Here is a 13,850-nt window from a genome sequence, read left to right as displayed (position 1 = left end):
GGGGAGGCGGCGGAAGCCGCGCGCGACGCCGGGCGGATGTGTGAAATCGGGTTTCGAGGGGGGCCTTAGCAAGGGGGACGCGGTGGGGGAAGACGGCACGAGACGGCTTTGGGGGCTCTTATCCGGCCTGTTTGCCTTCTTTTCCGTTTGCTTCGAGCGAAGATCGAGATCGTAGTCGAGAAGGGTTCTCGACGGACGCTTCTCGACTTCGCTCGAAGCTGCTCGAACCAAACGGATTTTTAGGCGCGGATCAAATCCTAGCGCGGCGCAGGCGCTGCCGTCGGCTCCGGGCTCAGCGGCACCGGCCCGGTCGGCAGCGCGTCGAGCGTCGCGTCGCCGCCGAGCGTCTTGTAGAGATCGACGAGGTTCGTCGCCTTCACGAGCTGGGTCGCGACGAGGGTGCGCTGCGCAGTGTAGAGCGAACGCTGGGAATCGAGGCTGGTGAGGAAGGTATCGATTCCGCCGCGGTAGCGCGCGTCGGTGAGGCGATAGGTGTCGAGCGCAGCACTGGCGAAGCGCTGGTTCGCGGCCAGCTGATCGGTGATCGTGCCGCGGCGCGCCAGCGCGTCGGAGACTTCCTGGAACGCGGTCTGGATCGCCTTTTCGTAGGTCGCGAGCGCGGCGTCGCGCTGTGCCTTCGTCTGGGCAACGCCCGCGCGGCCGGCGCCGGCGCGGAAAATGGGGTAGCTGGCGCTGGGGCTGACCGAATAGTTGAACGCGCCGCCCGCGAAGAGCGTGCGCAGCGCGGTGCTGGCGAAACCCAGGAGTGCGGTGAGCGCGACGCGGGGGAAGAGTTCCGCGCGGGCGGCGCCGATTTCCGCATTGGTTGCGCGCAGCTCATATTCGGCCTGCACCACGTCGGGGCGGCGCAGCAGGATGCCGGAATCAAGACCGGCTGGCAGTTCGCGGACGGTGCCGCCGACCTGCTCGATCGAGGCGGGCAGCAGCGCCGCATCGACCGGCGCGCCGACGAGCAGCTGGAGGGCGTTCACGTCCTGCGCCAGCGCGGTCTTCTGCTCGGCAAGGTCGGCGTTGGCGGTTTCCAGCACCTGCTGCGCCTGGCGCAGATCGGTGCGCGGGGCGATCCCGCCAGACAGCCGCGCCTGGGTGAGCTTCACGCTGCGCCCGGCGCTGGTCGCGGTATCCTGCGCGATCTTGAGCAGGCTTTGGTCGGAAGCATAGGTGAACCATGCGGTCGCGATATCGCCGACAAGGGTGAGGCGGGTCGCGCGGGCGGCGGCTTCCTGCTCGAAATAGCGGGCCTGTGCGGCGGTCGTCAGCGAGCGGATGCGGCCGAAGAGGTCGATCTCGAACGCGGTTACGCCGCCGCTCAAGGAGAAATTGCTGTGGCTGGCACCGCCGGTCGTGACCGAACCCGTCCCGGTTCCGGTGCCGCCCGTGCCTGTGCCGCCCGTGCCTGTGCCGCCCGTGCCTGTGCCGCCCGTCCCGTTCCCCGCGCCGTTGTTGCCGGCGATCGATCCATTGCCGCCGCCGCGATAGCTGTAGTTCGCATTGGCATCCACTTGCGGAAAGAGATCGGCGCGCTGGATGCGGTATTGCGCGCGCGCCGCCTCGATATTGGCGGCGGCGATGCGGAGGTCGCGGTTGTTGGCGAGCGCCTGTTCGATGATCCGCTGGAGCCGCTGATCGAGGAAAATGTCGCGGTAGGAGACGCTGGGCAGCGCCGCCTCGCTCTGCCGCAGATAGGCGTCGCCGACCGGCCAGGACGGCGGCACCGGCAGTCCCGGGCGGACATAGGTCGGCGCGAGGCTGCACGCCGATACGGAGGCGAGTGCTAGGGTGAGGGCTGCGGTGCGGGCGCGGTTGGGCATCAGGCGGGCTCCGGCCTTGACTGGGTGGGCGGTGCAGGCGGGCCGTAGACCTCGCCGTCCTCGGTATGCCCCTGATAGCCGGTGGGCCGCCCGCGCATCTTCGCAAGGCCATCGCGCACGCCGCGACGGACGAGAATGAAGAACAGCGGGATGTAGAAGATGGCAAGGATCGTCGCGGTCAGCATCCCGCCGATCACCGCCGTCCCGATCGCGATTCGGCTGTTCGCGCCTGCACCGGTCGAGATCGCCAGCGGCAGCACGCCGAAGATGAAGGCGAGGCTGGTCATCAGGATCGGACGCAGACGGATTCGCGCGGCGGTGAGCGCCGCATCGATGACACGCGCGCCCTTGCGCTCCTCCTGCTCGGCGAACTCGATCATCAGAATCGCGTTCTTCGACGCAAGCCCCATCGTCGTCAGCAGCCCGATCTGGAGATAGACGTCGTTGGTCAGGCCCCGGAGCGTCACGAAGAGGATCGCACCGACGAGCCCCAGCGGAATGACGAGCATGACCGCGACCGGGATCGACCAGCTTTCGTAGAGCGCGGCGAGGCACAGGAAGACGACGAGGAGCGAGAGGCCGTAAAGGATCGGCGCCTGCCCCGAAGACAGCCGTTCCTGATAGGAAAGGCCGGACCAGGCGAGGCTGGTGCCGGGAATCTGCTCGGCAAGCTTGCTGATCGAATTCATCGCGTCGCCCGAGCTCTTGCCCGAAGCACCGGAGCCGGAGAATTCGTAGGAGGAAATGCCGTTGAAACGCGAAAGCGTCGTGGGTGCCTGCGTCCATTCCACTGTCGCGAAGGACGAGAAGGGCGCCATGTTCCCGTTCGATCCGCGGACGAACCATTGATTCAGGTCGGACGGCTCGGCGCGGTAGGGCGCATCGCCCTGGACATAGACGCGCTTCACGCGACCGCGATCGACGAAATCGTTGACGTAGCGGCCGCCCCAGGCCGTCGACAGCGTGGCGTTCACGTCGGCCTGGGTCAGGCCGAGCGCTGAGAGTTTCTGCTGGTCGATATCGACGTGCAGCGTGCCGATGTCGGGCAGTTCGGTGAGGCGGACCGAGGTGAGATCGGGGTCCTGATTGGCGAGTGCGAGCAGCTTGTCGCGCGCGGCGTTGAACTGCTCCTGCGACAGCCCGCCGGTGTTCTGGAGCTCGACGGTGAAGCCGTCAGACTGGCCAAGGCCGCGGATCGCGGGCGGCACCAGCGCGAAGACCTGCGCGTCGCGGAAATTGCGAAAGGCGGCGGAGGCCCGGCGTGTGATCGCGTCGGCGGCATTTTCCTTCCCCTTGCGATCCGCCCAGTCGTTGAGCGCAAGGAAGGCGCGGCCGGTGTTCTGGCCGCTAGCGCCCCCGCCGCCGCCGCCCGCGACGGAGAACATGGTCTTGATGTTCGGGCCTTCGTTTTTGACGAAGTAGCTCTCGATCTGGCGCTGGACCTCTGCCGTGCGCCCCATTGTCGCCCCGGCCGGCAGCTGAAACTGGACGAGCGCGCCGCCCTGATCCTCGGTCGGGAGAAAGCCGGTCGGCAGACGAAGGAAAAGCACCGCCAGGATCGCGACGACGCCGGCATAGATCAGCAGGAAGATCCATTTGCGATCGACGATGGTCTTCACGGTGGACGTGTATTTTTCCACCCCGCGATCGAAGTTGCGGTTGAACCAGTCCTTAGCCCCTTGGATGCCATGCGCGACGCGAGGCGCTTTGCGGCCAAGCCAGCCGTGATCGAGGTTGCCGTCGTCGTCGCGGTCGTGTTGCTTCAGCAGGTGCGAGGTGAGCGCGGGGGAAAGGATGAGGGCGACGCCCACCGACAACACCATGGCCGACACGATGGTGAGCGAGAACTGGCGGTAGATGACGCCCGTCGATCCGCCGAAAAACGCCATCGGCAAGAAAACCGCTGACAGGACGAGCGCGATCGCGACGAGCGCGACGCTGATCTCCTTCATCGATTCGATCGTCGCGTCGCGCGGGCTCATTTCGGGGTTTTCGTCGAGCAGGCGCTCGACATTCTCGACCACGACGATCGCGTCGTCGACGAGCAGCCCGATCGCGAGGACGAGGCCGAACAGCGTCATCGTATTGATCGAGAACCCCGCGACGTAGAATACTGCGAAGGTGCCGAGAAGCACGACCGGCACCGCGATCGCCGGAACGAGCGTGGCGCGCCAGCTTTGCAGGAAGACGAACATCACGATGACGACGAGGACGATCGCCTCGAACAACGTCTTGATGACCTCGTCGATCGACAGCTTGATGAAATCGGTCGTGTCGCTCGCATAGGCGATCTTGAGGTTTGGCGGGAAGGTCGCGGAGACGCGGGCGATCTCGGCCTTCACCAGCTCCGCGGTCTTGAGCGCATCCGCGCCTGGCGCGAGGAGCACCGCGATGCCTGCGCCGGGATGCTGGTTCACGCGGCTCGACGCGTTGTAGCTTTCCGCGCCGAGCTCGACCCGCGCGACATCGCTGACTCTGACCGTTGCGCCGTTGGTCTGGGTCTTGAGGATGATATCCTTGAACTGCTGCGGCGTCTGCAGGCGCGACTGCGCGGTGACGGTCGCGTTCAGCATCTGCGTGTCGGGCTGGGGCTGTCCGCCGAGCTCGCCCGCCGCGACCTCGGTATTCTGGTTCTGGATCGCGGTGACGACGTCGCCGGGCATCAGCTGGAAGCTGGCGAGCTTCGCCGGATCGAGCCAGATGCGCATCGCATATTGCGCGCCGAAGACGTTGGTATCGCCGACGCCCTGGATGCGTCCGAGCGGATCCTGCAGATTCGAGACGAGATAGTCCGAAACATCCTGATTGGTCAGCGTATCGGTTTGGTCATAGACGCCGACGATCAGCAGGAAGTCCGGGTTGGACTTGCGGACGACAAGACCCTGCTGCTGGACCTGTTGCGGCAAGCGGCTGATAGCCTGCTGGACCTGGTTCTGGACCTGGACCTGCGCGATGTCGGGATCGGTGCCCTTGGCGAAGGTCGCGGTGATGCTCACCGATCCGCGCGAGCTGGACGAGGACGAGAAGTACAGCAGACCGTCGATGCCGGTCAGCTGCTGCTCGATGACCTGGGTGACCGAGTTCTGGATCGTTTCCGCCGAAGCGCCGGGATAGGTCGCGCGCACCGAGACCTGGGGGGGCGCGACATCGGGATATTGCGCGATGGGCAGGCCCATGATCGCGCCGATGCCGGCCATCATGACGATGATCGCGAGTACCCATGCGAAGATGGGGCGATCGATGAATATGCGGGAAAACATCAGCCCGCCTTGCCGCTGGCCTGACCGGACCCCTTGGCGTCACCCTGTTTGGGCGGTTCGATCCGCTGCGGCGAACTCGCGGGTACCGGCTTGATCGGCCCGTTGGGCTTGAGGTTCGCGGTGCCCTGCGTGATGACCTTGTCGCCGGCGTTCAGCCCCTTGGTCACGACCCAGGACGCGCCTTGAGCGCGGTCGGCGGTGACCGTTCGCTGGACGGCCTTGTTGCCGGGGCCGACCAGGTAGAGCGTCGCGTTGCCCTTGGGATCGCGCGAAATCGCCTGTTGCGGCACGAGGAAGGCGTTGGTGTCGATCGCCTGCGAGAAGACCGCGCGGACGAACATGCCGGGCAGCAGCAAGCCTTGCGCGTTCGGGAAGCGCGCGCGCAGCGTGACGGTGCCGGTGGTCTGATCCACCACGACTTCGGAAAATTCGACGCGCCCCGTCTGGCCGTAGTCGCTGCCGTCTTCCAGCTTCAGCCGCACCGTCGCGCTGGCCGGCGCAACGCCGCCCGCCGCCAACGACCGGCGCAGCGCGAGCAGGTCGCTGCTCGACTGCTGCATGTCGACATAGATCGGATCGAGCTGCTGGATCGTCGCGAGCGGATCGGTCTGGCTTGTCGTGACGAGCGCGCCGACGGTGAAGAGCGAGCGCCCGATCCGCCCGGTGATCGGGGCGGGGACGGTGGTGAAGCGCAGATTGACCTGCGCGGTCTGCAGCGAGGCGCGGGTCTGCGCCACCGACGCCGCGGCCTGGCGCGCCTGCGCGACGGCGTTCGTGTAATCCTGCTTGCTGACCGCCTCCATCGCGGCGAGCGGCTTGTAGCGTTCCGCCTGGATGCGCGTCGCCTCGGCATTGGCGCGCGCGCTTTGCAGGTTTGCCCGCGCCTCGTTCGCTGCCGCGCGGTAGAGGCTGGGGTCGATCTGGTAGAGCGGCTGGCCCTTGCGGACGATCGAGCCTTCGGTGAACAGCCGCTTCTGGATGACGCCCGCGACCTGTGGGCGGACTTCGGAACTTTGATACGCGACGGTGCGCGCGGCAAGTTCGGTGGTCAGTGGCACGCTGGTCGGCTGGACGACGACATAGCCGACATTGGCGGGGCCGCTTTGCGCGCCGCGGCCGCCCTTCGCGCTGTCGGCGTCCTTGCTTCCGCACCCGGATATCGTCAGCCCGAGCATCGCAACCGCCGCAAGCAGGCCGGTCCGGCGCCGACGCGCCCTCATCAAATCGTTCAAAGCTGGAGAACCCTACAGAGCGCCGATTGGCGGCAAACACACGAGCATGCGATTGGTTGCGTCGCACAAACCCAATTAGTGAAGCGATGCTGCCCGATGTGGATCAAAACGGTTAGCGGCGCAAGAAGTTACCGGGGCGTCGCTCGGCCACGGCGCGCAGCCCTTCCGCAAAATCGACCGTCTTCATCAGCCGATCCTGCTCGGCGCGCTCATGATCCGTCGCCTTCGCAATCGCTTCGGCCAGGCCGGCACGCAGCGTGGCACGCGTCGCCTCGACCGCGAGCGGCGCGTTGGCTGCGATCTGGTTTGCAAGGCGCATCGCCGCGGCGGGCAATTCTGCGAGCGGGACAAGCTCGTCGACGAGCCCGATCGCAAGGGCTTCCTCGCCCTTGAGGCGACGGCCGGTCATCAGCATCATCGATGCCGCCTGCAGCCCGACGACGCGGGGCAGGGCGTGGGTGATGCCGAACCCGGCATGAAACCCCAGCGCGACGAAATTGGCGCAGAAACGTGCCTCTGGCGCAGCGACACGAAAATCGGCGAGAAGCGCGAGGCCGAGGCCGGCGCCGACGGCTGCGCCCTGCACGGCCGCGACGATCGGCTTACGCGCGGCAAAGCAGCGCACCGCATTGCGGTAAAGCTCGGGCGTTTCGCTTTCGCCCTCAGCGTTTTCCAGCGGCCTGTCGCCCGTCAGGTCCGCGCCGCCGCAAAAGACGCGACCCGCGCTGGTCAACACGACAGCGCGTATCGCATCGTCCGCGTCGACGGCGTGGAGCGCATCGGCGATCTCGCCGACGATCGCGGCGCTGACATGATTGTGCGGCGGCGCGCTCAGCTCGAGCCTGGCGACGGCGCCATCGCGGATAACGGTGATATTGGTCATAACCGGCTTTTCAATTCCCTGCCGACGTGCCAATCGCCGACGATCGGACGCGATCTGAGTGCCTTGATCCGTCCATTGGCCGCAAAGCGATAGCGATCTGATTAAAGGGATGAAACCCTTTGCCGTGCGACGCGTTCGAGGATTTACGGGGGCGTAGCTATATTATGGCGAGCGCGCGAAAAAAGGGGTTTGGGTTGCGCTGTTCGCGGCTTCTGTATCGTACGGGTCTGATCGGGGCGGTGGCGGCGGTTCTGCTGCCCGTGTCTTCGTTCGCGCAATTGCAAAAGCCCGGCACCGCGCCCGCCAAGGGACCGGATACGCCCAGGGAGCAGGTGTCGCCGCCATCGGCCAGCCCGGCGGAACCCACCGAACCGCAAGGGCCGATCGTCAGCGACAAGGACTTCGAGGCGGCGCTGCCCAAGCTGTCCGACGACATCAACGCGCCGCTGGAGCCGATGTCCACCGACCAGATGATGGCGCCTGCGCCGGGAACCCCGGCTGCGCCCGCGGTGAACGGAGCCACAACGACCGTCCCGCCAGCACCGGTCGCGCAGGAGACCGAGCTTGCCCAGCCGCTGCCCGCGCTCAGCGGGTTCAACACCCAGCCGCTCGAAACCGCCGCAGACGTCAAGGACCGCGACGCACCGGAGATTCGCTACGTCACGGAGGTGAAGGGCCTTGAGGCGCTGAAGCTGGACGATGAATTCAAGGGACTCTCCGCCTTGAAGGACGGCGGCGGCAAGGCGGCGAACGCGACGCAGGTGTCGGCACGCGCCAAGGAGGACGAGGCGCTGGCGGTGCGGCTGATGAAGTCGCTCGGCTATTACGACGCGACCGCGATCTCGACGATCGAGACGATTCCCAATTCCACCGAACTCCGCGCGATCGTCAGTGCGACACCCGGGCGCCTCTACAAGCTCGGCGAGATCGTGGTGCAGGCCGACCCGACGACCCCGCCCGATCTCATCCGCAAGAATCTGGCGCTGAGGACCGGCGACCCGATCGAGGCCGCGCGGATCCAGGGCGCGGAGGCCAACATCAGCCTCGTCCTGCCGCAACAGGGCTATCCCTTCGCCAAGGTCGGCGAGCGCGATATCCTGCTCGACGAGGAGAAGCTGACCGGCGACTACACGCTGCCCGTGGAAACGGGGCCGCGGTCAAGCTTCGGCAAGCTGGTGGCGCAAGGCGATCCCGTGTTCGGGCTGGAGCATCTGAATGTGTTCCCGCGCTTCAAGGCGGGGGACCTCTACGATTCGCGGATGACCGACGATCTGCGCGATGCGCTGGTCGCGACCGGTGTGTTCAGCGGGGTCGGCGTGCAGCCGCAGCGAACGGGGCGGATCGCGCCCGACGGGACCGAAGAGGTCGATCTCCTCGTCAACCAGACCAAGGGGAAATATCGCTCGCTCGGCGGCTTGCTCGGCTACGGCACCGGCGAGGGATTCCGCGCGGAGGTGAACTTCACCCACCGCAATCTCTTCCCGCCCGAGGGGGCGCTGATCCTGAGCGCGATCGGGGGCACGCAGGAACAGGGGCTGTCCGCGACGTTCCGGCGCCAGAATGCAGGCAAGCGTGACCGCACCGTGCAATTCACCGCGTCGGCCAATCATTCGAACTACGATGCGTTCGATGCCTTTACCGGCACGCTTTCGGGCCGGATCAGCTATGATTCGACACCGATCTGGCAGAAGAAATTCACCTACGCCTACGGCTTCGAACTCGTCGGCACGAACGAGAGCGTCTATGACTTCACCGCGGGAGAGCGTCGGCGCAGGACGTACGGCATCCTCGCGCTGCCGGGGCAGGTGCTGTTCGACCGGTCGAACGATCTGCTGAACCCCACCAAGGGCTATCGCCTGAAGCTGAACGTCAGCCCGGAAACGTCGGTGCAGGGCGGCGTCAGCCCCTATGCGCGCACGATGGTGGAGGCGACGGGCTATTATCCTGTCGGGCAGAGCATCGTGCTGGCCGGACGCGTGCGTGCGGGTTCGATCGCGGGCATCGCGCGCGACGATCTCGCGCCGTCGCGGCGCTATTATGGCGGCGGCGGCGGATCGGTGCGCGGCTATGGCTATCAGCGGCTGGGGCCGTTCGATCCCAATGGCGATCCGGTTGGCGGGCGTTCGCTGAACGAATTCTCGATCGAGGCGCGCTACCGCTTCGGCAATTTCGGGATCGTGCCGTTCTTCGATGGCGGCAACGCCTATGAAAGCTCGCTGCCCAAGGGGTCTGACCTGCGCTACGGCGCGGGCATCGGCGGGCGCTTCTACACCAATTTCGGGCCGCTGCGCGTCGACGTCGCGACGCCGCTGAACCCGCGGCCGGGTGACGGCAAGGTCGCGCTCTACATCTCGATCGGGCAGGCATTCTGATGGCCGAGGACGCCCCCGCGATCGCCAGCGAAACCGAAGTCGTCGCGGTGCGCCGTCCGCTGTGGCAGCGCGTGCTGAAATGGATCGCCATCGCGGTTCTGGCGCTGCTGCTGCTGGTCGTCGCGATCGTGTTCGGGCTGAACACCGATCCGGGCCGGCGCTTCATCGCGAACCAGCTCGGCGGCTATTCGACCGCATCGGGGCTGAACATCAAGGTCGGGCGGATCGACGGGTCGATCTACGGCAAGATGGTGCTGTCGAACGTTCAGGTCAGCGATCCCAAGGGCGTGTTCCTGACCGCGCCGCGGCTGGATATCGACTGGCGGCCCTTCGCCTATACGCGCAATCATATCGACGTGCGGTCGCTGAGCGCGGGGCTGGTGACGCTGCGCCGCAACCCGGCGTTGAAGGCGGTGCCGAGCGATCCCAACGCGCCGATCCTTCCCGATATTGATATCGATGTGAACCGCTTGCGGGTCGATCGCTTCGTGATGATGCCGCCGGTCGCGGGCCGCACCTATGTCGGACGGATCGAAGGCAGCGCGCACATCGCCGACAGACGGGCGCAGATCGCGGCGGACGCCGCCACGCTGCGGGCGCCGGGGATCGCCGGCGGCGACGTGCTGAAGGTGAAGATCGACGCGGTGCCTGACGCGGACCGGCTGGCGATCAACGCGCGGCTGAGTGCGCCGGTCGGTGGGCTTGTCTCCAATCTGGGCGGGCTGAAGGCGCCGCTGGCGGTCGCGATCGGCGGCAATGGCGCGTGGAGCAACTGGCGCGGCAAGGCGCTGGCGACGCTGGGCGGATCGAGCCTCGCCGACCTCAACCTGTCGGCCCGGAGCGGTACCTTCCAGGTGCGCGGCGTGACTCATCCCGGCCTCTATCTGCAAGGCCCGGTCGAGCGGCTCACTGCGCCGGGGTTGCAGGTGGCGATCGACACGACGCTCAACGAGCGCCGCGCCGATACGAAGGTGCAGCTGAAATCAGACGCGCTGGCGGTGGCGGCGCAGGGGCTGGTCGATCTCGGTCGCTCACGTTTCTCGAACTTCAAGGTCGATGCGCAGCTGCTGACGCCGGGTGCGATCGCGCCCAATCTGAAAGGGCGAAGCGTCCGCGCGGTGCTCGCGCTGGACGGTGCGTTCGCGCAGCCGGTGGTCGACTACAAGGTCAGCGCTGCCGCGCTCGGCTTCAACGACATGGTCGTCGAGCAACTCTATGCCGAGGGTCTGGCGCGGGTGGACAGCGCGCGCATCCTCGTGCCGATCAAGGCGCGCGCGAGGCGGGTGACTGGGCTGAATGCCGCCGCCGGAGGCTTGCTGACCAACGTCGCGATCAACGGCGATCTCGCGATCGATGGCGCGACGATCCTGAGCGACAATCTGAAAATCCGTTCCGACAAGATCGACGCGACCGCGATCATCGCCGCGAACGTCTCGACCGGGCGCTATGCCGGCGCGCTGAAGGGCCGCATCAACGACTATACGATCGACGGGATCGGCATCGTCAACCTGGTGACCGATGCAAAGCTGGTGACGACGCCGAACGGCTTCGGGATTCAGGGCCGAGTCGTCGCGAAGACCGCGAAGATCTTCAACGAGGGCGCGCGCACGTTCCTGGGTGGCAACGCCGTCATCCGCGCCGATGTGGGCTATGATCCCGCCGGCATCGTGACGTTCCGCAACGTGCGGATGAACGCACCACAGTTCCGGGTGACGAACGGGTCGGGGCGCTACACGCTCGCGGGCGGGCTGCTGGTCAATGCACAGGCCTATTCGACGCAATATGGCCCGATTTCCGCGCGGGTGACGGGCAGCGTGACGAATCCCGTGGTCGACCTGCGGCTGGCGCGGCCGGGGGTCGGCGTAGGGCTCGTCAACCTTCGCGCGCGAATCGTTGGGCGGGGCGGGGCCTATGCCGTTACCGCGAGTGGCGGCACGAACTATGGGCCGTTCACCGCCGATGTGCTGGTAACGCCGGGGCGGCAGCTGGCGATCGATCTGCGCAAGGTCGTGTTTGCGGGGCTGAACATCACGGGGCGCGTCGTGCAGACGACTGCCGGGCCGTTCGCCGGGCAAGTGCGCTTCGCCGGGTCGGGCATTAACGGGTCGGCCGTGCTCGCCAATCAGGGCGGCTACCAGCGCGCCGACTTCAATGCGCGCGCTTATAACGCGAAGATTCCGGGCTCCGTCGATTTCACGATCGGCCGCGCGATCGTCAGCGGCAGCGCAGTCCTCTATCCGAACGCACCGCAGGTCATCGCCGACGCGCAGGTCGCCGACATGCGCTATGGTCCCACCGTCATTTCCGCGGCGCGCGCGAAGGTGGACTATCGCGGTGGACGGGGGACGGCACAGGCGGTGCTGACCGGATCGAACGGTGTGCCGTTCCGTCTCGCACTCAACGCGCAACTGTCGCCGAGCCAGTATCTGGTGGCGGCACAGGGTCAGGCAAACGGGATCAACTTCAAGACCGGCAACCCGGCGCGGATCACCGCAGCGCGGGACGTCTATACGCTCGCGCCGACACGGATCGTATTCGACAAGGGCGCGGCACGGATCGCGGGCAGCTATGGCCGCGGGCTGAATGCGCAGCTGCGGCTGGACAGCCTCGACCTGTCGATCGTGAACGCGATCATCCCCAATCTGGGGATCGGCGGGCAGGCGACGGGCAGCGTCGATATCGTGCAGGGTGCCGGCGCGGCGGTGCCGACCGCGGACGCCAGGCTGTCGATCCGGAACTTCACCCGGTCGAGCATCGCCGCCGTGTCGGAGCCGGTCGATATCGCCTTCGTCGGCAAGCTGGCGACCGACGGGGCGGATGCGCGCGCGCTCATCAAGCGCGGGCCGACGACGGTCGGGCGGATGGTCGCGACCCTGCGCCCGCTCGGCGGCGGCGCATCGATCAGCGAACGGCTGATGGCGGCGCCGCTTTCCGGCGGAATCCGCTACAACGGCCCCTCCGCCGTCCTGTTCAGCTTGGCCGCCCTGCAGGGACAGCAGCTTTCCGGGCCGATCGCGGTCGCGGCCGATTTCTCGGGACGGCTCGGCGCGCCGCGGCTCAACGGACTGATCCGCGCCGACAACCTGACCTATGACAACGAAACCTATGGCACGCGCCTGACCAACATGCAGATCGCGGCGCGTTTCAACAACGATCGGCTCGAGCTCACCCGGCTCCAGGCACGGGCGGGCGACGGCACCGTCGCGGCGCAGGGGACGATCGGCCTCGCCGCGGCCAGCGGTTTCCCGATGAGCATCCAGGCGCAGCTGCGCAATGCGCGGCTCGCCAAATCGGATGCGCTGGGCGCGACGGCGAGCGGCGATGTCGCGCTGACTTATGGCCCGGACGGCGGGCTCATCAAGGGGAACCTCTCGATCCCCAATGCCCGCTACGAGATCATCCGGCAGGGGCAGGCCGAAGTGCCCGAACTGACCGGCGTCCGGCGCAAGAGCGACATTCGCGTAGCAAGGCCGACCGACCGGCCGAAGCCCACGACAGCGGGCCTCTTCAAGCTCGACCTTCGCGTGCGCGCGCCGAACCAGCTCTTCGTATCCGGCATGGGGCTGGAGTCCGAATGGTCGATGGACCTGCGCATCGGCGGCACGTCAGCAGCGCCCGTTATCTCGGGCGGTCTCGATCTGGTGCGCGGCACCTATTCGTTCGCGGGCAAGCGGTTCGAGGTCAATCGCGGGCAGATCCGCTTCAACGGCGGCGCGCTGACCGATCCCGATCTCAACATCCAGGCGACGACGACGACCGATGGTATCACCGCGGTCATCAACATCACCGGCACGGGCATGCGCCCGCAGATCGCGTTCACCTCCACACCGACGCTGCCCCAGGACGAGGTACTCAGCCGCCTGCTGTTCGGGACGAACCCGGAGAATCTCTCGGCGACCGAGGCGATCCAGCTGGCGGCGGCGCTCAATTCGCTGCGCGGATCGGGCGGGGGCCTCAATCCGCTCGGCAAGCTGCGCTCGGCCACGGGTTTCGACCGGCTGCGCATTCTGGGCGCCGATGAGGCGAGCGGACGCGGCACCAGCCTTGCGGCGGGCAAATACATCACCGATGACATCTATATAGAGATCATCACCGACGCGCGGGGCTACACCGCGACCCAGCTGACGATCGCGCTGACGAAGGCAATCAGCGTCCTGTCGCAGGCTGGATCGTTTGGCGGGTCGAATGTGTCGGTCAAATATTCGAGGGACTTCTGACGCCCACACAGATGGGTTCTTTTCCGAAACGGAAAAATCGAATATCGGGTATCG

The 13,850-nt window shown here is 66.8% G+C and carries 6 protein-coding genes; 2 read left to right on the top strand and 4 right to left on the bottom strand.

The window, feature by feature from the left end; genetic code table 11:
• Window positions 1–257 precede the first annotated feature (257 nt).
• From BOS5A_RS11820 to BOS5A_RS11805, 4 genes are all read right to left on the bottom strand, one after another.
• On the bottom strand, window positions 258–1,832 hold the full coding sequence (locus tag BOS5A_RS11820; protein ID WP_151955293.1) for an efflux transporter outer membrane subunit: 1,575 nt from the start codon (window positions 1,830–1,832) through the stop codon (window positions 258–260).
• On the bottom strand, window positions 1,832–5,092 hold the full coding sequence (locus BOS5A_RS11815) for an efflux RND transporter permease subunit (RefSeq protein WP_151955292.1): 3,261 nt from the start codon (window positions 5,090–5,092) through the stop codon (window positions 1,832–1,834). Before BOS5A_RS11815 ends, BOS5A_RS11820 begins: the two co-directional genes overlap by 1 nt.
• Window positions 5,092–6,312 (bottom strand): efflux RND transporter periplasmic adaptor subunit, encoded by a 1,221-nt coding sequence (locus BOS5A_RS11810; protein ID WP_234419318.1) that lies wholly within the window; start codon window positions 6,310–6,312, stop codon window positions 5,092–5,094. Before BOS5A_RS11810 ends, BOS5A_RS11815 begins: the two co-directional genes overlap by 1 nt.
• 124 nt (window positions 6,313–6,436) lie before the next feature.
• Window positions 6,437–7,207, bottom strand: a complete 771-nt coding sequence (locus tag BOS5A_RS11805) for an enoyl-CoA hydratase/isomerase family protein (RefSeq protein WP_151955291.1) — start codon at window positions 7,205–7,207, stop codon at window positions 6,437–6,439.
• 164 nt (window positions 7,208–7,371) lie between these two features.
• On the opposite strand from BOS5A_RS11805, the gene BOS5A_RS11800 reads away from it, so the two are divergent.
• Together BOS5A_RS11800 and BOS5A_RS11795 are read left to right on the top strand one after the other, a co-directional pair.
• Window positions 7,372–9,579: an autotransporter assembly complex protein TamA gene (locus tag BOS5A_RS11800; RefSeq protein WP_151955290.1), complete on the top strand. Its 2,208-nt coding sequence runs from the start codon at window positions 7,372–7,374 to the stop codon at window positions 9,577–9,579.
• On the top strand, window positions 9,579–13,796 hold the full coding sequence (locus BOS5A_RS11795) for a translocation/assembly module TamB domain-containing protein (RefSeq protein WP_151955289.1): 4,218 nt from the start codon (window positions 9,579–9,581) through the stop codon (window positions 13,794–13,796). The genes BOS5A_RS11800 and BOS5A_RS11795 overlap by 1 nt, the downstream gene beginning before the upstream one ends.
• Window positions 13,797–13,850 lie beyond the last annotated feature (54 nt).

The organism is Sphingomonas sp. EC-HK361 (assembly GCF_902498785.1).
Taxonomy (GTDB): Bacteria; Pseudomonadota; Alphaproteobacteria; order Sphingomonadales; family Sphingomonadaceae; genus Sphingomonas.
This window is presented reverse-complemented; position numbering and strand designations above follow the sequence as displayed.

Excerpts from the sequence above, each read along its gene's own strand:
- BOS5A_RS11820 (WP_151955293.1), bottom strand. The coding sequence starts at position 1,832 with ATGCCCAACCGCGCCCGCACCGCAGCCCTCACCCTAGCACTCGCCTCC.
- BOS5A_RS11815 (WP_151955292.1), bottom strand. The coding sequence starts at position 5,092 with ATGTTTTCCCGCATATTCATCGATCGCCCCATCTTCGCATGGGTACTC.
- BOS5A_RS11810 (WP_234419318.1), bottom strand. The coding sequence starts at position 6,312 with ATGAGGGCGCGTCGGCGCCGGACCGGCCTGCTTGCGGCGGTTGCGATG.
- BOS5A_RS11805 (WP_151955291.1), bottom strand. The coding sequence starts at position 7,207 with ATGACCAATATCACCGTTATCCGCGATGGCGCCGTCGCCAGGCTCGAG.
- BOS5A_RS11800 (WP_151955290.1), top strand. The coding sequence starts at position 7,372 with ATGGCGAGCGCGCGAAAAAAGGGGTTTGGGTTGCGCTGTTCGCGGCTT.
- BOS5A_RS11795 (WP_151955289.1), top strand. The coding sequence starts at position 9,579 with ATGGCCGAGGACGCCCCCGCGATCGCCAGCGAAACCGAAGTCGTCGCG.